Below are 22,413 nucleotides of genomic sequence, written 5' to 3' on the forward strand. Positions count from 1 at the left end.
TAGTCCTTTTCATTCAAGATGATAAAAATCATACTTTTAAGTTCTATCATCCACCTCACTCATTTTTTCTAGTTCTGCATCATTTAATAATTGCCCTGTATGTTGCGGCTTAATCAAGGGTGCAGTCGGACGCGGGTTGCGCTGGGTATATTGTATACCTATGCCCGCTTTGACATCATCAGCTGCAACTTCCGTTTCAAAACGTTGCTGATCTAAAGCTCGGATATCCTCACTTACCTGCTGAATTTCATCCTGACTTGCACCCAGTTGCTGCAAGGCCAGTTGACCTAAAGCCAATGCAGACTCAAAGGTTTCTCGAACCATCAAACTGACATTTTTCTTGGACAAATACAGCGCGTGTTCACGGTCATAGGAACGAACAATCAGCTTAGCCAAAGGAAATTCAGCATTCACCAACTCTACAATTTTATTAATCGTTTCTTTGTGGTCAACACAGACTAAAATTGCTTCTGCGGTATCTGCCCCTGAGGCATGTAAAATATCTAAACGACATCCATCGCCATAGTAGACATCAAAACCAAATTTTTCTGCATTTTGGATCATGTTGACGTCATTATCAATAATAGTCACATCCACACTACGTGCCAATAACAGCTGACTGGCCACTTGACCAAAGCGACCAAAACCAATCATCAATACTTTACCCGTTAAGCCATCGGCAACCTTGACCTGATCAAGTGAGCTTTCATCCTGTTCCAGAGTAAAGCGTTTAAACAGCACACCGATGATTGGCGTTAGTACCATAGACAATACGACAATCGCGGTTAAATTGGACTTGATGGTATTGTCAATAATTTGAGCTGTCGTCGCGGCACTAAACAATACAAAGGCAAACTCGCCCCCCTGCGCCATCAGTAAGGCACGATCTAAAGCTTCGGGATGATTACTCTTAGTCAAACGTGCGACCACATAGATCATCAGCGCTTTGGTCAACATCAACGCAATTACCCCACTGACAATCAACGGCCAATTTTGTCTGACCACTGCCAAGTCCAAAGACATCCCGACACCCAAGAAGAATAAGCCGAGTAATAAGCTGCGGAAGGGTTCAATATCCGCTTCAATTTGATGTCGGAAAGTCGATTCGGACAATAACACTCCTGCTAAAAATGCACCCAGTGCCATGGATAAACCACTAAGTTGCATCAGCAATGCCGCGCCCAGTACTACCAATAACGCCGCAGCGGTCATCACTTCACGTGCTTTTGCGGCAGCTAAAATTTTAAATAATGGATTGAGTAACCAATGCCCTGCAACAATTAATCCAGCGATGGCCAACAGTCCGATGCCAATCCCTTGTAAATCGATAGATGCGCTTTCCGCCGCTTGATTGGGTGCCATAAATGCAACCAATGCCAATAAAGGAACGATCAATAAGTCTTCAAACAATAAGATTGCAACAATCTTTTGACCACGTCGTTGATGCAGCTCTCCACGATCATTTAACAGTTGCATCACAATCGCAGTCGACGTCAGAACAAAGCCCGCAGCACCAATGAACGCTATTTTCCAGCTAAAGCCAAACAACATGCCCATACCCGTTAAGGCAATGACCGAAATAAGGATTTGCAAACTGCCCAATCCAAAAATCTCTTTCCGCAAACTCCATAAGTGCGAAGGCTGCATCTCCAATCCGATGATAAAGAGGTACATCACGATGCCGAGTTCAGCAATATGTAAGATAGCTGTGGGATTGTTAAAAAAGGCAAAACCAAATGGCCCAATAATCAATCCAGCAATTAAGTAGCCTAATATCGAACCTAGACCAATACGTTTAAAAATAGGGACGACAATGACCGCTGCACTCAACAGTACAACAGGCCCAACCAGTCCTAGTGAATCTACTTCTGCACTCATCTTGTTCCCATCTTGGTTGTTGGCAATCCATGCCATTTTCACGCTATTTTAATTTTATTCACTAAGGTCTCGCCTGTACGGAGAGGACGTCTCATCGGTGATCTTTTCGTTCTCGATTTCCGAAGACTTATCATCAACACTCAGCATGCTGCGAATTTAAGCATCGCTTGACCTGTCTATGTTTAAAACTATATACAGCATTGTTGCTATACAGCAAGATTTTATTCGAGGAATACAAAACACATCACTACTTCTGAACAGAAGATAATCAAGAGCAGATTTTTATAACAGATAGATACTTAACAATAGTATTTAGTAAGATTCTATCGTCAAAGATAAATTGTATCTTTGACGATATAGAGATGACATTCGGAATTTTACTCCATCAAGATAAAGTAGAACGTCGTATGTTCAAGCATATTTTCTAGCCCCAGCCACACAGATAATGGCTGCCAAAGTGACGACCAACATCATCCAACTCACGCTTTCATGTAGTAATAAAGCGGCAAGTGCAAGTCCCATAAAGGGTTGGAATAATTGCAGTTGACCAACAGAGGCTATACCACCTTGTGCTAACCCTCGATACCAGAACACGAAACCCAGCAACATGCTAAAGACAGAAACATAAGCCAAACCCATCCATGCGGCTGTACTGACATGCTGAAATGAAACAGGCACACTCCATAATGCAATCGGGAACATCACAGGTAACGAGAGTAGTAAAGCCCAACTAATGACTTGCCAACCGCCCAATGTTCGCGAAAGTTTTGCTCCTTCTGCATAGCCCAAACCACATAGAATAATGGCTGCCAGCATGTATAGGTCGCCTTTCCATGCAGTACTCGTCTCTCCAAGTGCAGCATAGCCTGCTACAAAGAAAGCTCCTAGCACTGAAAACAACCAAAAAAGTGGCTTGGGCCGTTCACCCCCGCGTAGAACTGCAAAAATCGCAGTACTGATAGGTAATAATCCTAAGAAAACAATGGAATGTGCAGAACTTACATGCTGTAGGGCCAAAGCGGTTAAGAGTGGAAATCCGATGACCACGCCCAATGCACTGACCGCAAGTGCAGGTACGTTTGAAGCGGTCGGGCGTGCTTGGCGAAGTAACACCAGAAAAAATAATCCTAATAACGCTGCAATTGTGGCCCGTGCACTGGTTAAAAAGATGGGGCTAAAATCGGCAACGGCGACCCGTGTTGCAGGTAAAGACCCCGCAAAAATAGCGACACCGATTAATCCGTTTACCCAGCCGCTGCTTGCCTGTTTCATGGTGTGATTCTCTTATCGTTAATCGCTCAAGTTGAACATAGACCACATGTTTGAATCGAGATACAATCCAGTACAATAAATAAAAACTGTTATGTATAAAAAGCCCATACAGTTTAGGAGAAATAGAATGCGCAGCCAAACTCGAATTGATGCAGTCATGGATGAAATTAAACTCAAAATTAGTTCACGCACCTATCTCCCCGCTCATCGCCTTCCCTCTGTGCGCCAACAAGCACGTACATTGCAGGTTTCTGTTTCAACCGTTGTCGAAGCCTATGAACGTTTAATGGCCGAAGGCATCATTCTGTCTAAACCCGGATCAGGCTTTTATGTGTCTGGCCCTGTCGCGCCACTGGCTTTAGCCCAAATGGGGCCTAAGCTCGATAGAGAGGTCGATCCTTTATGGGTCTCTCGACAAGCCTTGGATACAGATCACAGCACACTCAAACCGGGTTGCGGCTGGTTACCACCCGAATGGTTATATGAGACAGGTGTTCGACGTGCTCTGCGGAGCATGGCAAAAGCAGATAGCTTAGAACTGGTGGAATATGCAACAGCAGCAGGACATCCTGAACTACGACAATTAATTTCTCGTCGTTTAACTCACATTGGTGTTGAAGCTTCTCCTGAACACATCATGCTCACCGAATCTGGCACGCAAGCAATTGATTTGATCTGTCGTTTTTTATTGAAAGCTGGCGATACCGTCATTGTCGATGACCCCTGCTATTTTAATTTTCATGCGCTGCTCAAAGCCCATCGCATCAATATTGTGAGTGTACCGTATACTCCCAATGGCCCAGATTTGGAGGTCTTTCAGTCAGTTTTAGCTGAACACTCACCACGGCTGTATATCACCAACTCAGGCATACACAACCCAACTGGTGCAGTGCTTTCCCCCGTCACGGCGCATCGCTTACTTAAATTGGTCGATCAAACCAATTTAGTCATTGTGGAAGATGATATTTTTGCTGACTTTGAACATACCCCTGCCCCACGACTGGCTGCTTTTGATGGGCTCAATCGTGTCATTCAAGTGAGTAGTTTTTCAAAAACGATTTCAGCCTCTTTGCGCTGTGGCTATATCGTGGCCAAAAATGAATGGATTGAAAATCTAATCGATTTAAAGATCGCTACGTCTTTTGGTGGTGGCCGACTTGCCGCCGATATGGTGCTGATTGCCTTAAAAGACAGTGGCTATCGTAAGCATATGGAAACAGTGCGCTTACGCCTTGCTCATGAAATGCAAAAGGTCATCACTCAGCTCGAAGCTTTAAATATTCACCCGTGGCTAGTCCCACAAGCGGGCATATTCCTCTGGTGTAAACTTCCCGACGGTTTCGATGCTGCGATTATTGCGCGAGAGTGTTTAAAACATGGCGTTGTTTTAGCACCAGGAAATGCGTTTAGCCAATCCTTAAATGCACAGAATTTCTTACGCTTCAATGTCGCACAATCGGTAGATCCGCATATTTTCGAAACGCTCAAAAATGTGTTAGCTCAACAGCAAAAACTCAGCAGAATAAAAGCCTCTACTTAGAAATAGAGGCTTTTATTAAAATGGTTGAATGGCTTATGAACAATACTCGTCGCGTTGATGCTCAATTAAAGACAGCGCGGCATTCCATGCTTTCAGCATCACCATTTCAATCAATTCACTTTCAAACTGTTGAGCCGTATGTTGACGTACAGCTTCAGACGGAAGATGAAGCTCTGCTCCTCCCGCCATCGCCTTGATCTGCGCTTGGCATGCGCGTTCAAGGAAATAGATCTCGTGGAAAGCACGTTGAATTGAATCCCCTGTCGATAGCAAACCATGATTGCGTAAAATCATGACTCGGTTGTGCCCCAAGTCTTTCACGAGACGCTCACGTTCTTCGGTTAATAACGCCACCCCTTCATATTCGTGATAGCTGACTTTGTTATAAAACTTCAAAGCATGTTGAGACAAAGGCAATAAACCGTGTTTTTGTGCAGACACTGCAATGCCGTCTGCGGTATGCGTATGAATCACGCAGTGCACATCTTTACGTGCATCATGGATCGCGGAGTGAATCACAAAACCTGCAGTATTGACCAGTTTGCCCTGATCATAATCTGCAATAATATTGCCTGCATAATCAATTTTAACCAAATGCGAAGCCGTCATTTTTTCAAAGGGAATGCCATATTGATTAATCAGAAAATGACCGTCTTCGTCGGGTACGCGTAGACTAATATGCGTATCAATTAAATCGGTCATGCGGAAGTGCGCAATTAGACGGTACAACCCCGCAAGCTGACAACGCGCATCCCATTCTTTTTCGGACACGACATCTTTTAGACTTTTCATCGCATGTAAACTGGTCATTTGTTATCCCTATTATCTCTATCCATTAAAGTTGACGTTGAGCTTGAAGGAAAAAGCTCAACCCTGCTTAGGTCCTTCTCTCAACATAAACTGATTCTTCGTAAAATAGCGAAACCTGTCTTGAATGATTCTGCTATTTCCGTGTGCTATCAAGCAACTTAACACGCTATGACATAAATGGTGTTTTAATGCAGTCATTCACGAAGATGGTTTTGCCTTTCAGCATCGAGGGGGCAAAATCAACCATGCTGCGTAAAGTTCGGGTGAAATGTGCCTGATCAGCAAACCCCGCTTCAAAGGCAACATCAATCAAACTCCGACCTGCTGCCCAGAGTTTGATAGCATAGCGAATACGCAACCAAAGAATGTAGCGCCGCATTGAAATCCCCAATTGCTGACTAAACAAGTGCATCAGCCTCGACTCAGACAGTCCCGTATATGCCGCGACTTGAGCTACTGTGGGAATCTGCTGAGGTACAAGTTGTTGAATATAATGACAAGCTTGTAAAACGCGGGCATCCCATGGCAATACCTGCAACGGATTTGGATTTAACGTCGACAGTAGCGTTAAAACCAATTGTTTGGCTTCATCAGGACTGAGTTGCCCAGCGATCAACTTTTGAAACTGTGAATGAAACGTAGCAAGGCAAGCGGCAGGTAAAGAACAAATCTGTTCGCCATTCAGCAATGGATAGAAATGTCCATAGAGTGCATGATCAGGATCAATCATGAGCGCAAGATAAGGCTGATTTTCTGAATCGGTACTGTGCGTCACATTGGGTGCCATCACCACAATATCGTGATAACGACGTACTTGGTCGTCTAAAGTGATTGCAAAAGGTGTGCCCAAGCCAATTTGTAAAAGTGCTGGAAAATGGGCATGGGCATTATTCAACTGCTCATGAGTCACATACAAAATGACACCATCCCAAGTGTAAATTTTACTTTGGTGCGCCAACCCTAAACTCGCATCCTTGCTTTGCGATAGCATATTCGTTCAAGACCATCTTTGGTTTACTGTTTAAAACTACGCCTAGTAAACACTAAAGGAGTAGGACATGTTACAGAATACCCAAACCCAAATTAAAAACAATATGCAAGATTTGGTGAATAACGCCAATCATTCTTCTGCATTGGTTGCAAGCCCTGATGTGCAAATTAAAGGAAGTGATGGCCGTTATAAAACCTTAAAAGAATTCTATCCCTTCTATCTTTCTCAGCATGAAGACCCCACTTGTCGACGTTTACACTTTGTGGGAACCACCTGTGTGATCGGGATTACTGCGGCTGCGGCGATGACCAAAAATGCAAAACTACTCTGGGCTTTGCCTGTGGTGGGTTATGGATTTGCGTGGGTCGGTCATTTCTTTTTTGAACATAATAAACCTGCCACATTTACATATCCGTTTTACAGTTTCGTTTGTGACTTTAAAATGTATAAAGACATTTTATTAAAACGCGTCGATTGGTAAATAAAGATACGACTGTCTTATATATTTGTAGGGCAGTCCGTTTGATCGAAATCTGACGATTATTACTAAGATTATGCACTACAAACGGTCTATAAAAGCAACGCTCCTTAATAACATTAACTTAGCCGGCATCAATGTCCACTACACGGCGTCATCATCTGCTCTAATGAAAAGTGATCCACACTCGCCAACAGCTCAATCAAAGCATTCATTTCTCACAGGCTCAATTTATAAAATAAGTCCTTACTATTGACCGAAAATCCCCCCTTGAATGCTCAATTACAACCCTACTCTCCAATTCTTTTCAGTGATTAACTTGAGCTTGGACACCACTGTTTTAAAGTGGTGAGTGACTTTTATCAAGTTACTCCACACTAAAACATAGTGCCAAGAAGACAAACAATAGCGATTACAAGTCAAAAAATTCTCAAGGACGATTTACATGAAACTCAGCCCATTGGTGATTGGCATATTTGGAATATCCTCTTGTAGCTTGATCCATGCATCTGCTCTGGATCAATCCGGCCAGTCGATTCTGCCCTTTTTAGAAACAGGACATTATGCTGAAGTCAGCATTGCCAGCGTACATCCAGATATTTCGGGGAAAATTCGCAACCGACCAGATTTAGTCAGTGATGTGACGAATCTCAATACTGGTAATATGGGAAATAGCTTTCAATATTACAATGCCGCTTTAAAACTGCAGCTAACCGAACATGTCAGTTTTGGCCTTTTGTACGATCAACCATTCGGTGCCGACATTCACTATCCGCTGCAATCCAATAATACATTTTCAGATAATGAGTTCAGCCAACAAGGCACTTCTGTAAACGTGGATACCCACAATATCAGTATGCTTCTCGGTATCAGCCCATTCACAAACTTTCAACTTTACGGCGGTGCAGTTTATCAATCGGTAGAAGGTGATGTCTCACTCCGAGGAAATGCCTATGGCCCTCTTTTTAATGGATATGATGCGAAATTTAAAGAAGACCATGCAGTGGGTTGGTTAACAGGTTTAAGTTATCAAAAGCCGGAGATTGCTTTAAAAGCAGCCATTACCTATCGTTCTAAAATCGATCATAAGCTGCACGTCACGGAAACGGTCTTTGGTGAGCCTTTAGAAGCTACACTTCCACAGAAAACAAAAATTTCTACGCCTCAATCCGTCAATCTCGATATTCAAACAGGGATCGCTTCGAATACCCTCGCCTATGCCAATCTGCGGTGGGTCAACTGGAAAGAGTTTAAAATTCGCCCTACCCAGTTTGGTGCTTTGACTGAATACATCTCTTCGATCATCAGTGACGGTACTTATGTCGATGGCTTTGATTTAGACAGCTACCAGCACGATCAGTGGACAACAACACTAGGGATTGGACACCAATTCACCCCAAAATGGAGTGCATCAACAGAAATCAGCTGGGACTCTGGCACAGGTGATCCTGCATCCAATTTAAACCCAACAAAAGGCTCTTGGGGACTTGGTTTCGGTGCACAATTTAACCCTACACCCCATTACTTTATTGCAGGTGGAATCAAATATTTTTGGCTAGGTGAAGTTGTTGCTGAAGATGGAACTTACCATCTGCCTATATCTGGTATTCAATCCACAGCAGAACAAGCAGATTTTAAGAATAACAGCGCCATCGCTTATGGTTTGAAAATGGGTTATCGCTTCTAAATTAAGTCCATAAAATAAAAGCCACCCGATTGAGTGGCTTTTATTATTCTCGAAAAGTTTGCCATGTTTCAAAAGCATGCTGTTGATACAGTTTTAATTCTGAAAACTGAGGAAGAATCGCTTCACTCTGTGTGGGTCTTAAAAACACAAAATCGTCCACTTGAATATCGCAATTTCTAGGAACATTGACCAACTCTTGGTTACTGCTCCGTCCATACAATAGATGCGGACGACACTGATTAGGATAAACATAATCCGCCAGCCAATAACCACCATAAATAAACAGTGCTTTGGATTTATGCGGTAATTTATTCAATAAAGACATTGCAGGTAACTGTGCAAAAGGCAGAACTTTCAGCACCGGAGTCGCAATCCATAACGCCGGCTGTAAAGGCTTCAATGAGTCACTTTCAAAATCACTGGGTTTGAGCAGCATCGAACCAAAAGAGAGATCATTACAAACGCTCTTCGAGACATGAAAAGTAAATGTCGGACTACCGCCACCATTAAAACAAAGATCACTGTTCCAAAGGGCTGGAAAGTGCGTTTGAATGACCTTTTGATAATTTAAATAAATCTGCTGCGACTCTTGATAGGCCTGATCTGGTTTTTTGATGATTGATGGTATTTTAGTGACATGCGCATCGTAGCCCATCAAGCCTGACAGTTTTAAATATTGTGGATATTGCTGGATCACGCTTAACATTTCAGCAAATTGCGTTTCAGACTGCACCCCACCCCGATGTAGGCCCACATCAATTTCAATATTCACTTGCAGACTTATGGCATAGTCTTTGGCTATCTCTAAATATTGCAACAGGCGTTCTTTGGTATCGATTAACCATTGGATATTTGCCTTTGTCCACGCTGAGTTTTGTGCATAAAAATTGCGAGCTGCTTGGGCAGGCATGGGCTTCCCCAACAAAAGATCAGCTGTAGAGAAATTTTCTAATATCAACTGGATATGTGGCACATGAAAGACCATAAAACGCTGTGTATTCAATTTCTCCGACAGCAGCTGGAGTAAATCGAGGCTGGCCAACGATTTGACCACTAAACGTGGTTTTAACTGTTCCGCCTGAACGAGCTTCGTTTGAATATATTGGAGGTTCTGTTGTAATGCAGCATCATCTACAATCAGTTGGGGTGTCGCAATCCCTTGTGTTTTCAAGTCTGAATTGAGTGTTTTAAAATAGTGATCCAACATTCTTTTTGTCCTGTTCTGAATAAAAGCGGCCAACTTAAACCAGCTTACTAAGCTTATGACCTATTGCTAAAAGCCAAAGCCATCAACCTGAAATATGGTCAAGTCATGATCTGGCTTGCGCTTAACTAACCATCCTATCTATCACGTACAGCCCTACACTTTAGCCATAGCCTACTCACCTCAAATCATCGCCCCAATCATCCCAGAAACAACTGCTCTAAATAAGGGTTTAAAAACTTGCGCTCAGGGTCCAGCTGCTGACGCAACGCCAGAAAATCATCCCACTTTGGGTATAAATCTCGAAGCTGCGTTGCCGTCATACTGTGCATTTTTCCCCAATGGGGCCGTCCCTTATATTTCTGAAAAATAGGCTCCACAATATCAAAAATTAACCGTGGGTCTTGCTTATGATATTGATGTACCGATATCGAAATGGAGTCTTGCTGATAAAACGGACTGATCCAAATATCATCTCCTTTGACAAAACGAAACTCGAGCGGAAAAAAGGTCGCAACCTTATGCTGTCGCAATGCCGCTAATACCTCTTCTAAGCAATCCAAACCGTCATCAACAGGAATCTGATACTCCATTTCATTAAATTTGGTATGACGTACTGTCGGAAAGATCTTGCTTGACCAATCCACAGCCGTTGTTGGCTTAACAAAAGTGCCTAACAGTTTTTGCACATAAGGATTCAAGGATGGAACGTTTTTAATTAATTCCGAACAGACCGTTAACAACGTATCCTCAGACAGATAGCTTTCTTTACGGGGTTGTAGCTCTTCATCTGTCTCATCTAAGGTTTTTAACATGAGTTTTTCGGCATGGGAAAAAACAAAACATTCAATATGTCGATGCTGTTGCTTCCATTGCTGAATAAACTGCATCATGTCTGCTACTGTACAAAGCTGAATATGTTCCTTCAATTTAAAGCGCGGACGATTTTGCATGGTAATTTTGGTCAAGATACCCAAACTACCTAATGAAACACGTCCAGCCGCAAAGATTTCTGGATTTTTGGTGCGACTACAGTTGAGAATTTCACCTGAAGCAGTTAATAACTCAAAATCTTCCACATAAGCTGAAATACAATGCAAGTCTGCACCCGTACCATGTGTTCCTGTTGAGACAGCACCCGCAAGGCTCTGCTGGTCAATATCGCCTTGGTTCATTAAAGCTTGATTGATGGGTTCTAGATATTGATCCAAATTGTACAATCGAGTCCCTGCATAAATACTGCACCGACAGTGCGCTGTATCTGATGAGGCTACACCAGAAATTTGGTTCAATGACACCAAAGTTGCATCGGTGCATACTAGGGGGGTAAAGGAATGTCCTGCCCCCACAACCCGTATTTTCGGGTGACTTTGTACAATATGCTGTAACTCCAATACATTCTCAGGGTGCAAAATGTGTTGTGGATGAGCCTGTTGAAACCCTGACCAGTTCGACCACGTATATGTCTCTTGAGTTTTCATGAACGAATCACTCCACATTCGCCCAGTACATACACTTTACTCAGCCGACTCATTTGATTTTCTTGCTTTGTCCAATCCTTTGGCTTCATTTGATTTTCCTTTCATCACGATGTTGAATTGATCTGCGCTTTGGCATATTGAAAGTTAAACAAAATTATGAGATACCAAAAAGGGTTGAATGATCGATATTCAGGGGGGCAAAACGGACTTATGCCTAAACAGTCAAATTATACCGTTCATACACGGCAATATATCCCACCCACAATATTGGCGGGGCTGCTGCATTATGCAGAACAGCAGTATTGGGATTACAGCACGTGGTTCCAGCATTCAGGCGTGAATATCAATCAAATCCAGCAAGCCCATGGCTATGTGAGTTTTACTCAGTTATGTCATGTGATTCAAAATGCCTTAGTTTCAAGCCAGCAACCCAACTTAGGCTTAAAAATTGGCAGTAGTGAAGGCCTGATTTCCATGGGTATTTTAGGTTTTGCCATGCAGTCCTGTAAAACAGTAGCGGATGCCTTAGAGATTGCCTTACGTTACCATCAAGTTTCGGGTAGCGTTTTAAACTTGAACTTTACAATTTCTGAGGAAAGCATTGAATTAGAGTTCATCGAAAATATTACACCGACAAACCTCAAAATATTTTTCTGTGATGAACTACTGAGTAGCATCATGGCCTGCTTCAATGCCATGCTAGGCGATCATCAAGATATTATTCTGTTAGAGCTGAGTTATTCTCCGAACACGCATCTTGCCGAATATCAAAAAATTGTCTCCTGCCCAATTCACTTTAATGCAGACAGAAATGTCATTCGATTTAAACGAAGTATGCTAGAGCGCCCACTCAAAACTTATAGCCCTGCCAACTATGCAACTGCCATCCAGATTTGTGCACGTGCACAACAAGAAATTGATCAGCTCAATAATGCACAATATGCATATTTATTAGAACAGCTTATCGAGCAGCACCTTCCTGTGCGCTTTGATATGCAACTCGCATCAGACTATTTACAAATGAGTGAGCGTCATCTTCGACGTTCCTTATTGCTAGAAGGCATTAGTTTTCAGCAAATTCGACAAACCGTGTTAGAGCGAAAAGCGAAACAGATGCTTAAAAATAATCTCTCCATTGGGGACATTAGCCAAGCTTTAGGTTTTAGTGAAGTACGTGAATTTCGTCGGGCATTTAAACGCTGGACAGGTCAAGCGCCGTCTGTTTATAAAAATGGTACCGAATGATCCTAAGCTTATACGGAGGCCCATTTTTTCTGTTTTTATTCGTTCTCTCTTTAAAAGTTGAAGCTGAAATGTGTTCAATTAAAGCAACCAAACTGCTTCGGTCAGCTGCTTAATTTCATCCATATCATGGCTGACATACAACATCGGGATATGGGTTTCATGTTGGACGGTTTGAAAAAAAGGAAGTATTTCCTGTTTATGTGCAGCATCTAATGCAGACAATGGTTCATCTAATAATAATAAATTTGGCGAATATAATAACGCCCGACCTAATGCAACACGCTGCTTTTCACCACCTGAAAGCTTCGTCGGCATACGACTGAGTAAATGATTAAGTTTAAGCAGTTCAATAATATAATCGGGATCAAAACGTCGGCTTTCAGGCCGAATGCGCTTATAGCCAAACAATAAATTTTGCATCACCGTCATATGTGGAAACAGTTGTGCATCCTGAAAAACCAAACCAACATGACGTTGCTGCACGTTTAAGTTGATCTTATTTTTCGCATCGAACCATGTCTGATGATTGATTTTAATCCAGCCATTTTCTGGGGTATTGAGTCCTGCAATGGCATGCAAAATACTGGTTTTTCCTGAGCCTGATGCTCCAAATAAACCAACGACAGGATGTTCAGATGAAAATGTCTGATCGAGTTTAAATTTGCCTAAATTTAACTGAATATGACAGTCAATCATCGTCTTAATGCCCCCGTTTTTTTTTCTGATAACGATGGAACCACTGGGCAAACCATAAAGCGAAAAATGCCACAGTTAATGACAGAATAATCAGTCGCCAGACCGCTTGTTCTGTGTCGGGTTGCTGCATCAAGCTATACATGGCCAAGGGCAAAGTTCTGGTCTCCCCTGCAATATTACCGACAAAGGTAATAGTTGCGCCAAACTCGCCCAGACTGCGACAAAAACATAAAATTGCCCCCACCAATATGCCACTGCTGGCTAAAGGCAAAGTGACATAAAAAAAAGTGCCCAAGGAGGAAGCACCGAGCGTTTTCGCCGCCATTTCTAGCCGTTGATCCACCAACTCTATGGCCAAACGAATCGATTGAACCAAGAGTGGAAAGCCCATCACGGCTGAGGCCAAAACTGCGCCTTTCCAGTTAAATGCAAAATTGAGTCCAAAGGGCTCAAGATATTTACCCAGTATTCCGTTTCCTCCAAAAACCTGTAACAGCAAATATCCTGGCACTACAGGTGGCAGCACCAAAGGTAGGAAAATAAAGGTTTCAAATAATGATTTGCCAAAAAACTCTTTACGTGCCAAAACCCAACCCACCGCCAACGCAGGGATCAGGCTAAATGCCAAACAGGTTGCAGCCACTTGGCAGGATAACTTGAGTACCTCTATCTCTTCAGCCGATAAAGAAAACATCATCACTTGGCAGCAGATAAAACGGTAAAGCCATATTTTTTAAAGACTGCATGTGCTTGTTTACTCTGTACAAACTGATAAAACGCTAGTGCATCTGGATTATTTTTGACAAGACCTAAGGGATAAACAATCGGGGTATGGCTGCTGATAGGAAAAACGCCAACGACGGTGACATCTTTACTGATGGCAGCATCGGTTGCATAGACAATGCCAAGCTGACATTCACCACGTGCTACAAAGTTGAGCGCAGCTCTGACATCTTCAGTTTCAACCAATCTTGGTTCAAGTTTTGACCACCACCCCAATGCGGTCAGTGCTTGTTTCCCATATTTTCCGACTGGGACACTTTTGGTGTCCCCTGTACAAAGCTTGCCTTGAAAAGCGGTAGAAGCATCAAAACTTTTATCCATTTTTATTTTGACGGGCTTAGCTTTTGGAGAAATCAGAACAAGACGATTGCCCAATAAATTCACACGTTTATTCGGTACAATTAACTTTTTATTTTGCAGATAATTCATCCATTGTTCATCTGCCGAAATAAAAACATCCGCAGGTGCACCCGCTTCAATTTGCTTGGCCAAGGTCGACGAGCCTGCATAAGAGGTTTTCACGCGTACTCTTTTTTGTTGTTCAAACATTGCATCGACATCTGCTATAGCATTGGTCAAGCTGGCTGCTGCATAAACGGTAATGGCTTGCTCTGCATGTACCTGTACCCCAAGAGTCAAACCACAACATAACATCGCATATTGCATATACTTATTCTTAAAATTAAGCAGCACCATGTTCCCCTTAAGCGTTATAAATTGACCGATATGTTTTCAAAAATATATGGATACACAAGCAACGTCAATTCTAGAAACAGATTATTTATCGTTCAAGTTAAAGTGTTTGTATCTTAATCACGTGACTGATACTGCTCTTACAATCGAGTGAGTAGATAAGAGGTTTTATCAAATAGAGGAAGCTTATTCATGTATGCCATGAATCAATATGAGAAGGATCTAGCTGACCTGACTAGATTATGGTTTAAGGTGTCGAGCTATTTCTGCAAAATCCTGTTCAATTGCAAGGCGTGCTTTTATTTCCATCTGTCTAAATTGACTTAAAATACTTTCGCCCAAGTCTGTGAGTTTTGCCCCACCCCCATGCGTTCCACCTTTTTGAGTTTCGACCAATCCTGACTGAAAGCTATGATTCATAGTTTCAACCAACTGCCATGCACGGCGGTAACTCATATTCATACTTTTTGCAGCTTGAGAAATTGAACCTGTACGGCGAATTTCTTCCAATAACTCGGCCTTACCCGGCCCAAATGCAATGTCTTGATTGAGAAGTATTCTGAGCTGTAATTTTAATTTGACGTCCTGCATACATTCACTCAAATAAAGACCTGTCATCGACACAGATGACCTAAAGAAAAACCTTTTACTTTTTATACAGCAAAATTTTGAATATCAAGTATATAAAACAAAACCATTACCGCGGCAAAAACTCGCTAGGGTCAACCCTGACTGCTTTGCCATATTAATCGCCATACTGGTTGGAGCTGAAATACACGCCAGCAAGGCAATATTCAGTTGAGCACACTTACGAATCAACTCATAACTGGCGCGGCTGGTCATCACCACAAAACCTTGATTTACATCATAATGATGTTCTGAAATATAACCCAATAGTTTATCTAAAGCATTGTGTCGGCCTACATCCTCAAACAAAGCCACTATTTCCCCTGCTTCAACCCATGCAGCCGCATGTGCACCACCCGTCATTTGGGTGATTTTCTGTCGGGTATTGAGTTGAGCAATGGCTTGGGGAATTTGAACTAACCATGACTCAGTAACTTGCGTGGTAATTTGAGGTAAATCCAAATGAAGCTGCTGCAAGCTTTCAATTCCACAGAGCCCACAACCCGTGCGTCCAACCATCATCCGTCGATATTGTTTGAGCGCCATAAAGGCCCGAGTAGAAATCGTCATTTCGACTTGGATCACAAATTCCGTTTCGTATATGTCTAAAGAGTAAAGCTCTTTCAAACTCGTCAAAATACCTTCAGACAAGCTAAAACCTTTCGCAAAAACCTCAATATCTGCTGGAGTCGCCATCATTACTGCATGGGAAATATCATTATAAACCAAAGCAATAGGGTATTCTTGCACCACAAAATCAGATTGTTCAACAGCTCTATTTTCACTTAAACGCTGAATATCAACTGTTTCATAGCCCAGAGAACTCAACTTAGACCCCCGAATATCCATAATAATTTTCCAATCTTCCCTAAACACTCAACCCTTCAATCATGAAAAAAATGACACCTGCAAATCAGGCGTCATTTCAGCATTGAATCAACTAGCCTACTCGATTCACGATCTGATTGGCATCTTCAGGATCAACCGTTTGTGCCAAGTTGAAATGTTCAGGCGCTTGGCCTGCATGCAAAATCACAGGCACGCTTTTCGACGCCGGTATTTTGGCGTATTTATCATGGCTACTGAGTGCAACCAATGGATTGGTCTCCGGATAATAGGCTGCGAGGCTACCTCGTGGAATGTTATACGGTACGATACGGAAGCTTTGAACCACACGTTTAACACCGTCCGAATAAATACTTTCGATATCCACCCATTGATCTGCAACAAAACCAGCCGCAGCGATATCTTCTGCATTCATAAACAAGACACGGCGCTGACCAAATACCCCACGATAACGGTCATCGAGTCCATACAAGGTTGTGTTGTATTGGTCATGAGAGCGTGTGGTCATTAGAGTATAGACTTTGGCCCCTGTATATTGTTCAGCGTATTTATTCTCTTTATCGGCATACACTTCAGCCAACGGCGTAATTAAAAACTGTGCCTTGCCTGCAGGCGTATTCCATACATGCTGATTGGCTGGATGCTCTAAGTGAAAGCCACCCGGCTGATAGACACGTGCATTAAAATCATGGAATTCATCAAACACATCTTCAATCGAATCTCGAATACGGTCATAACTTTCTACATACCATTTCCACTTGATATCACTGTCTGGTAAGACGGCTGCCGCCATACGCGCCACAATGTCAGGCTCTGAAAGTAGATTCTTAGAAGCAGGCTCATTAGGCCCTGCTGAAAGATGCACATTACTCATGGAGTCTTCAACACTCACTGCCTGCGGCCCATGCTGTTGCATATCAACTTCGGTACGGCCCAAACAGGGTAAAAGTAATGCCTCTTTACCACAAACCAAATGGCTACGATTCAACTTCGTTGCAATCTGTACCGTCAAATCACAACGACGTAAGCCTTCTTGTGTATACGGTGTATCTGGAGTGGCAACAGCAAAATTACCACCTAAACCAATAAAAACTTTTACACCACCTTCATACATGGCCTTAATGGTATCCACCACGCCAAAACCATGTTCACGTGGCGACTTAATGCCGAATACTCGGTCCAGACTATCCAGCAATTTTGGGCTTGGTCGTTCATTGATCCCCATGGTTCGATCGCCCTGCACATTACTGTGCCCACGAATCGGTGCTAAGCCTGCCCCTGGACTACCAATATGCCCTCTTGCCAACATTAAGTTCGCGAGCATATGTACATTCGCAGTCCCGTGCCGGTGCTGTGTAATCCCCATGCCCCAACAGAAAATGGCCGTTTTGGCATCCAAATACATTTTAGCTAAAGATTCTAAATGCTCAGGGCTAAGTCCCGTATGTGCATGAATATCGGACCATGCAGTACGATCTATTTCTTCCATCATGGCATCGAAACCGACTGTATTCATTTCGATAAAAGATCGGTCAAACACGCTCTTTTTTCCTTCTGCCAGTGCTTGAATATCCCACTCACGTAAATGTTTCAGCATCCCGAACATGAGTGCATAGTCACCGCCCACGTTGGGTTGGAAATAATAACGACTAATAGGTGTACTGCCATTGGTCATCATCTCAACAGGTGCTTGAGGATCTTGGAAACGTTCTAAACCACGTTCTTTTAAGGGGTTAATGGCAACGATATTGCCACCACGGCGCGACACTTCACGTAAAGTCCCCAACATCCGCGGATGGTTGGTGCCCGGATTATGCCCAAAACTGAAAATCGCATCGGCGATATCAAAATCTTCTAAAGTCACCGTTCCCTTACCCAAACCAATTGAGTCACGTAAGCCAACACTGGTGGTCTCATGGCACATATTGGAACAGTCTGGGAAGTTATTGGTTCCATAAGCACGGACAAAGAGTTGATACAGAAATGCTGCTTCATTACTGGCACGGCCAGAAGTATAAAATGCCGCTTGATCTGGATGATCCAAGGCTTGTAAATGTTTTGCGATTAAGGCAAAAGCATCATCCCACGAGATGGGCACATATTTATCAGTCGCGCTGTCATAGCGCATTGGGTCGGTTAGACGACCTGAATCTTCAAGCAAGAAATCACTTTGTTCAGACAGCCAACTGACTGTATGGGTTGCGAAAAATTCAGGTGTAACACGTTTGGAAGTGGCTTCAAAGGCAACGGCTTTTGCACCGTTTTCACAAAAGTTAAAGGCATGTGCATCTTTCTTTTCAGGCCATGCACATCCTGGACAGTCAAAACCCGTGGGTTGGTTAATATTGAGAAGCGTAATCGCACCTTTTTTGAAAACTTCCTGTCGCTTTAAGTTTCTTGCAACACTTAACAATGCGCCCCATCCGCCCGCAGGATTGGTATAAGGCTTTATTCGTGCATAGCTGGTTTCTTCATCGTCATGCTTTTTCTCTTCAGTGTTTTCCATCTCACCGCCCTCAATATTTATCTTCGGTAAAAAGTTCTGCAATGATCAATTCACTGTTCGCTTTGCTCATACTTGCAAGCGATTTGGATTGCTCAACCCTTTTTTATTGCTCTTTTCTTATTCATCATGCCTACGTTTCTTGGCACAATTCCAAAACACTTCTGATCAAAAATATCCCCCTTTTAGTATGCAATTTCAATAGATGAATTATTACAAAAGACAATGACTTGATGGATCGTGTTCGAGGAATACCCTCTCATTTTTTGAAAATGAATGAACTAAACAACTTCAAGACGCCGTTTGATCTTTGAAATAAAACATTTCATACTCTCGTTTATAAAAACTAAATCGTATGTAAATACGAGGTGGAGCGACTATGGACGGTTCGACGACTACACGCTTAGAACATAGGTCAGCGCAACTGATCGATCAATTTGGCCGTCATAAACATAAACTCCGAATCTCACTGACAGATCGTTGTAACTTTCGTTGTAGTTATTGCATGCCCGATAGGCCGGAATGGTTGGCAAAAAAAGACATCTTGAGCTTTGAAGAGCTTTTAACCTTTTGTGAAATGATGGTGGGGCTAGGCATTCGGCACATCCGCTTAACAGGTGGTGAGCCTTTGATGCGTCAAGGCGTAGTCAATTTTATTGATGCTTTGAATCGGCTCAAACCACAGGGTTTAGAACGTATTTCCATGACCAGTAATGCTTTCTATTTAAACAAGTATGCACGAGCGCTAAAAGAAGCAGGACTAGATGATCTTAATATCAGCCTCGATAGCATTCATGCAGACACGTTTATGAACATGACCAAACGTCCGATAGCACCTGTTCTCGAAGGCATCGCTGCAGCTCAACAAGCCAATCTCCCGATAAAATTAAACTGTGTTTTGGTGGCAGGACAAAATGATCATGAAGTGCTTGAACTGACCCAATGGGCTTATCAACAGAAGATCGCATTACGTTTTATTGAATATATGCCTTTAGATCAACCTGAGCACTGGCAGCCTCAAAAAGTCATCACTGAAGATGACATTATCCAAACACTTGAACCCCATTTTCAGATTCAGAAACAAGCCAGACAACATGACCCTGCAACCATTTATCTGCTCAATGATCAGTACACATTAGGCATTCCATTCTGTCAAAGCTGTGACCGTTTACGTATTACTGCAACGGGAGAGCTTTTTACCTGTTTATTTGCCAATACTGGAACACCGCTACGTCATTTACTTCAACAAAAAGATCCCGCTTTATTACAAGCCCAGATTCTGAACGCGGTATGGCATAAAAAAGCAGGGTTTATTGAACATCGACACGCCCCAACACGCAAAATCAGTATGCATGCCATAGGGGGCTAACCAACTGGTTAATTTTGAGTTTATCAGTCATTCGACTGTATCCGCTTTTATTTTTGTGTTATCTAAATACGTCATAAACTTTTTCTCTTGATCGAACAGTTTCATGTTAGATCAACACTTCAATGTTTCGGAATACTTTATGAAAAACGTTGGCATGAAGCCAGAAAGCTATCGCGTTGCAACTGCAAGCTCTGAACTGCTTGCCTCTGCACATTGTTTACAACTTCTTGCCGACGGCAATACCGAAAAAGGTGATGCTCTCAAAACAGCCCGCATTGCTGGGATTTTAGCCGCAAAACGTACTGATGAACTGATTCCGCTGTGCCATCCGCTACCTATTTATCGCGCCGATGTCGATTTTGAACTGCTTGTCGACCGTGTGGTTATTCGTGCAACCGTTGAAACGATTGGGCCGACAGGTGTAGAAATGGAAGCGTTAACCGCTGCCAGTATTGCGGCTCTTACCATTTACGACATGCTCAAACCACATTGCGAACCGCATGAGCTGATCATTCAGCAATGTAAACTCGATCTGAAAAAAGGCGGAAAATCACACTTTAAACGTCATTTGCGTCAGCCTGTTTCTGCGGCAGTATTGGTTCTATCAGATACCGTTGCCGCAGGTCGTAAACCCGATACTGCTGGCCGCTCCGTCGTCGAGACCTTAACCGAAGCTGGTTTTGATCCAATTCACTATCAAATTTTACCTGACGAAGCCGATCAGTTAAAAGCATTGGTCTTAGAGCTCACTCAATCTTATGCCTGCATTATTACTGTGGGTGGAACAGGTATCGGCAAGCGTGACATTACAGTAGACACACTTGAGCCTCTACTTGAGCGTGAGCTCAATGGGCTGATGGAAGCTGCACGTGCTTTCGGACAAAAACGTACCCCTTATGCTGCGATGTCACGTGGCGTTGCAGGTTTTATCGACCGTTCATTGGTAATTACCCTTCCGGGCAGCCGTGGCGGTGCAAGCGAATCTATGGCAGCCATTTTACCTGCTTTGGTTCATATTTTTGATGTCTGCCGTGATCTACCCCATCCGGGAGGCTATGAATGAGTTGCTCTGGCGTTGGTTTAATTACACTCGATCAAGCTCTTGAACACTATAGCGCCGTCCAAACATTGCCTGTCGTTACTATGCCTTTAGTACAGGCGCATAGACATGTTTTAGCGGCAGATGTTTTATCAACAGTTGCCTTGCCTCTATTTACCCAAAGTGCGGTTGACGGCTATGCGCTGCGCTCTGAAGACTTGCAAGCTGGAATTACCAGCTTTGAATTGGTTGGTGAAATTCGTGCAGGTGTTGAAGAACATATTGAGATTCAAGCAGGTCAAACCGTTCGTATTTTTACTGGGGGCAAGCTGCCAAACTCAGCAGATACTGTGGCTCGACAGGAAATTATCACGCGTAGCCATGATCAAGCGACTCTAACCCAAGCTTTGGACAAAGGCGCAGACATTCGTTATCAAGGTGAGGAGTTGTCCATCGGGACAACACTTGCACAGCAAGGCCAGCGTTTAGGCAGCGGTTTAATTGCAGCACTCAGTATGGCGGGGGTTCAGCATGTCGAGGTTTATCGCCAACCTAAAATTGCAGTGCTTATTACTGGTGATGAAGTCAGTACGCAACTGGACAATCAATCTAAAGTGTTCGATGCCAATGCGCCAATGATCCGTACTTGGCTCAAAGAACACGGTTTTGCTGAAGTTTATTTAGAGCATGTGATTGATGATGAAAAGATACTCACACAAGCGCTCTCGAATGCCATGAATCATTATGATGTGGTCATTACTACAGGCGGTGTTTCGGTTGGCGATTATGACTTGATTCGACCTGTTTCAATGGCTTTAGGTGCAAAAGAGATTTTCTGGCAAGTTGCACAAAAACCGGGTAAACCGCTGTATTTTGCTGAATATCAAACAGACCGTCATCATTCTTATTTGATTGGTTTGCCCGGGAACCCTGCTGCTGTGCTCACCTGTCTTGCTGTACATGTATCGACACTATTAGCGGCTTTACAGGGAATTACGTCTCCTGCACCCGCTTGGAAAAAAGCTCGTTTCAACGACAGCATTAAACAAGACAGCCGTGAGCAACTGGTTCGCATGGTATTAGATGTTAATGAGTTTGGACAATTAACCGTTTCCAAACTCGGCAAACAACAATCCCACATGCTCAGTAATTTAAATCGAGCCAATAGCATAGTTCGAATCCCTGCTCGATCTGATGTCCCTATAACATTAGACTATGTCGATTTCATCTCGATCTAAGAACATCGATTGGATAGTGATACAAACCAAGTG

19 protein-coding genes are annotated in these 22,413 nt (G+C 43.0%); 7 read left to right on the forward strand and 12 right to left on the reverse strand.

Features of this window, described 5'->3' with window-relative positions; translation table 11 throughout:
• Positions 1-36: 36 nt before the first annotated feature.
• Both PTT44_RS06485 and PTT44_RS06490 read right to left on the reverse strand, forming a co-directional pair.
• A complete protein-coding gene (locus PTT44_RS06485) occupies positions 37-1,878 on the reverse strand; it encodes a monovalent cation:proton antiporter-2 (CPA2) family protein (protein WP_168158296.1) in 1,842 nt (613 codons plus the stop codon).
• A 411-nt stretch (positions 1,879-2,289) separates the two neighbouring features.
• Entirely contained in the window at positions 2,290-3,150 is an 861-nt protein-coding gene (locus PTT44_RS06490; RefSeq protein WP_168158060.1) for a DMT family transporter, read from the reverse strand.
• A gap of 127 nt (positions 3,151-3,277) precedes the next feature.
• On the opposite strand from PTT44_RS06490, the gene PTT44_RS06495 reads away from it, so the two are divergent.
• On the forward strand, positions 3,278-4,690 hold the full coding sequence (locus tag PTT44_RS06495; RefSeq protein ID WP_168158061.1) for an aminotransferase-like domain-containing protein: 1,413 nt from the start codon (positions 3,278-3,280) through the stop codon (positions 4,688-4,690).
• A 33-nt stretch (positions 4,691-4,723) separates the two neighbouring features.
• Here the strand turns inward: PTT44_RS06495 and PTT44_RS06500 are convergent, their stop codons facing one another.
• Complete coding sequence (locus tag PTT44_RS06500) at positions 4,724-5,500, reverse strand: class II aldolase/adducin family protein (RefSeq protein WP_004696021.1); 777 nt, start codon at positions 5,498-5,500, stop codon at positions 4,724-4,726.
• A 166-nt stretch (positions 5,501-5,666) separates the two neighbouring features.
• Positions 5,667-6,491 (reverse strand): helix-turn-helix transcriptional regulator, encoded by an 825-nt coding sequence (locus PTT44_RS06505; protein ID WP_168158062.1) that lies wholly within the window; start codon positions 6,489-6,491, stop codon positions 5,667-5,669.
• A gap of 67 nt (positions 6,492-6,558) precedes the next feature.
• Between PTT44_RS06505 and PTT44_RS06510 the strand changes: the two genes are divergently transcribed.
• Both PTT44_RS06510 and PTT44_RS06515 read left to right on the forward strand, forming a co-directional pair.
• On the forward strand, positions 6,559-6,972 hold the full coding sequence (locus PTT44_RS06510) for a DUF962 domain-containing protein (RefSeq protein WP_168158063.1): 414 nt from the start codon (positions 6,559-6,561) through the stop codon (positions 6,970-6,972).
• A gap of 442 nt (positions 6,973-7,414) precedes the next feature.
• Positions 7,415-8,656: an OmpP1/FadL family transporter gene (locus PTT44_RS06515; RefSeq protein ID WP_168158064.1), complete on the forward strand. Its 1,242-nt coding sequence runs from the start codon at positions 7,415-7,417 to the stop codon at positions 8,654-8,656.
• Between the two features lie 43 nt (positions 8,657-8,699).
• Here PTT44_RS06515 and PTT44_RS06520 read toward each other — a convergent pair whose 3' ends face one another.
• Positions 8,700-9,863, reverse strand: a complete 1,164-nt coding sequence (locus PTT44_RS06520; protein ID WP_168158065.1) for an alanine racemase — start codon at positions 9,861-9,863, stop codon at positions 8,700-8,702.
• A gap of 197 nt (positions 9,864-10,060) precedes the next feature.
• On the reverse strand, positions 10,061-11,341 hold the full coding sequence (locus PTT44_RS06525) for a D-arabinono-1,4-lactone oxidase (protein WP_168158066.1): 1,281 nt from the start codon (positions 11,339-11,341) through the stop codon (positions 10,061-10,063).
• 156 nt (positions 11,342-11,497) lie between these two features.
• On the opposite strand from PTT44_RS06525, the gene PTT44_RS06530 reads away from it, so the two are divergent.
• Entirely contained in the window at positions 11,498-12,586 is a 1,089-nt protein-coding gene (locus PTT44_RS06530; protein ID WP_168158067.1) for an AraC family transcriptional regulator, read from the forward strand.
• Positions 12,587-12,664: 78 nt separating this feature from the next.
• On the opposite strand, the gene PTT44_RS06535 is transcribed toward PTT44_RS06530, so the two are convergent.
• The 6 genes from PTT44_RS06535 to PTT44_RS06560 form a co-directional block, all read right to left on the reverse strand.
• Positions 12,665-13,282, reverse strand: coding sequence for an ATP-binding cassette domain-containing protein (locus PTT44_RS06535; RefSeq protein ID WP_168158068.1), 618 nt, complete (start codon positions 13,280-13,282; stop codon positions 12,665-12,667).
• Positions 13,283-13,286: 4 nt separating this feature from the next.
• Positions 13,287-13,979 carry a molybdate ABC transporter permease subunit gene (gene modB, locus PTT44_RS06540; RefSeq protein WP_168158069.1) on the reverse strand — a complete coding sequence of 231 codons (693 nt, stop codon included), beginning with the start codon at positions 13,977-13,979 and terminating at the stop codon, positions 13,287-13,289.
• Positions 13,979-14,731, reverse strand: coding sequence for a molybdate ABC transporter substrate-binding protein (gene modA, locus PTT44_RS06545; RefSeq protein WP_252726092.1), 753 nt, complete (start codon positions 14,729-14,731; stop codon positions 13,979-13,981). Before modA ends, modB begins: the two co-directional genes overlap by 1 nt.
• 267 nt (positions 14,732-14,998) lie before the next feature.
• Entirely contained in the window at positions 14,999-15,349 is a 351-nt protein-coding gene (locus PTT44_RS06550; RefSeq protein WP_168158071.1) for a winged helix-turn-helix domain-containing protein, read from the reverse strand.
• Positions 15,350-15,433: 84 nt separating this feature from the next.
• Positions 15,434-16,234 (reverse strand): formate dehydrogenase accessory sulfurtransferase FdhD, encoded by an 801-nt coding sequence (gene fdhD, locus PTT44_RS06555; RefSeq protein WP_273795569.1) that lies wholly within the window; start codon positions 16,232-16,234, stop codon positions 15,434-15,436.
• Between the two features lie 91 nt (positions 16,235-16,325).
• Positions 16,326-18,737, reverse strand: coding sequence for an FdhF/YdeP family oxidoreductase (locus tag PTT44_RS06560; protein WP_273795570.1), 2,412 nt, complete (start codon positions 18,735-18,737; stop codon positions 16,326-16,328).
• Positions 18,738-19,113: 376 nt separating this feature from the next.
• Between PTT44_RS06560 and moaA the strand changes: the two genes are divergently transcribed.
• The 3 genes from moaA (at position 19,114) to PTT44_RS06575 (ending at position 22,380) form a co-directional block, all read left to right on the forward strand.
• Positions 19,114-20,103 (forward strand): GTP 3',8-cyclase MoaA, encoded by a 990-nt coding sequence (gene moaA / locus PTT44_RS06565; RefSeq protein ID WP_168158074.1) that lies wholly within the window; start codon positions 19,114-19,116, stop codon positions 20,101-20,103.
• Positions 20,104-20,242: 139 nt separating this feature from the next.
• Complete coding sequence (moaCB, locus tag PTT44_RS06570) at positions 20,243-21,166, forward strand: bifunctional molybdenum cofactor biosynthesis protein MoaC/MoaB (RefSeq protein WP_168158075.1); 924 nt, start codon at positions 20,243-20,245, stop codon at positions 21,164-21,166.
• Entirely contained in the window at positions 21,163-22,380 is a 1,218-nt protein-coding gene (locus PTT44_RS06575; protein WP_168158076.1) for a molybdopterin molybdotransferase MoeA, read from the forward strand. Before moaCB ends, PTT44_RS06575 begins: the two co-directional genes overlap by 4 nt.
• Positions 22,381-22,413: the final 33 nt, after the last annotated feature.

Origin of the sequence: Acinetobacter sp. Gutcm_16, from assembly GCF_028649355.1 — a bacterium.
Taxonomy (GTDB): Bacteria; Pseudomonadota; Gammaproteobacteria; order Pseudomonadales; family Moraxellaceae; genus Acinetobacter; species Acinetobacter johnsonii.

What these genes read in the sequence shown, in the direction of transcription:
- PTT44_RS06535 (WP_168158068.1), bottom strand. Translation starts at nt 13,282, where the DNA reads ATGATTGACTGTCATATTCAGTTAAATTTAGGCAAATTTAAACTCGAT.
- PTT44_RS06550 (WP_168158071.1), bottom strand. Translation starts at nt 15,349, where the DNA reads ATGCAGGACGTCAAATTAAAATTACAGCTCAGAATACTTCTCAATCAA.
- fdhD (WP_273795569.1), bottom strand. Translation starts at nt 16,234, where the DNA reads ATGGATATTCGGGGGTCTAAGTTGAGTTCTCTGGGCTATGAAACAGTT.
- modA (WP_252726092.1), bottom strand. Translation starts at nt 14,731, where the DNA reads ATGCAATATGCGATGTTATGTTGTGGTTTGACTCTTGGGGTACAGGTA.
- PTT44_RS06500 (WP_004696021.1), bottom strand. Translation starts at nt 5,500, where the DNA reads ATGACCAGTTTACATGCGATGAAAAGTCTAAAAGATGTCGTGTCCGAA.
- PTT44_RS06490 (WP_168158060.1), bottom strand. Translation starts at nt 3,150, where the DNA reads ATGAAACAGGCAAGCAGCGGCTGGGTAAACGGATTAATCGGTGTCGCT.
- PTT44_RS06525 (WP_168158066.1), bottom strand. Translation starts at nt 11,341, where the DNA reads ATGAAAACTCAAGAGACATATACGTGGTCGAACTGGTCAGGGTTTCAA.
- PTT44_RS06520 (WP_168158065.1), bottom strand. Translation starts at nt 9,863, where the DNA reads ATGTTGGATCACTATTTTAAAACACTCAATTCAGACTTGAAAACACAA.
- PTT44_RS06485 (WP_168158296.1), bottom strand. Translation starts at nt 1,878, where the DNA reads ATGAGTGCAGAAGTAGATTCACTAGGACTGGTTGGGCCTGTTGTACTG.
- PTT44_RS06505 (WP_168158062.1), bottom strand. Translation starts at nt 6,491, where the DNA reads ATGCTATCGCAAAGCAAGGATGCGAGTTTAGGGTTGGCGCACCAAAGT.
- moaCB (WP_168158075.1), top strand. Translation starts at nt 20,243, where the DNA reads ATGAAAAACGTTGGCATGAAGCCAGAAAGCTATCGCGTTGCAACTGCA.
- moaA (WP_168158074.1), top strand. Translation starts at nt 19,114, where the DNA reads ATGGACGGTTCGACGACTACACGCTTAGAACATAGGTCAGCGCAACTG.
- PTT44_RS06495 (WP_168158061.1), top strand. Translation starts at nt 3,278, where the DNA reads ATGCGCAGCCAAACTCGAATTGATGCAGTCATGGATGAAATTAAACTC.
- PTT44_RS06530 (WP_168158067.1), top strand. Translation starts at nt 11,498, where the DNA reads ATGAGATACCAAAAAGGGTTGAATGATCGATATTCAGGGGGGCAAAAC.
- PTT44_RS06575 (WP_168158076.1), top strand. Translation starts at nt 21,163, where the DNA reads ATGAGTTGCTCTGGCGTTGGTTTAATTACACTCGATCAAGCTCTTGAA.
- modB (WP_168158069.1), bottom strand. Translation starts at nt 13,979, where the DNA reads ATGATGTTTTCTTTATCGGCTGAAGAGATAGAGGTACTCAAGTTATCC.
- PTT44_RS06560 (WP_273795570.1), bottom strand. Translation starts at nt 18,737, where the DNA reads ATGGAAAACACTGAAGAGAAAAAGCATGACGATGAAGAAACCAGCTAT.
- PTT44_RS06510 (WP_168158063.1), top strand. Translation starts at nt 6,559, where the DNA reads ATGTTACAGAATACCCAAACCCAAATTAAAAACAATATGCAAGATTTG.
- PTT44_RS06515 (WP_168158064.1), top strand. Translation starts at nt 7,415, where the DNA reads ATGAAACTCAGCCCATTGGTGATTGGCATATTTGGAATATCCTCTTGT.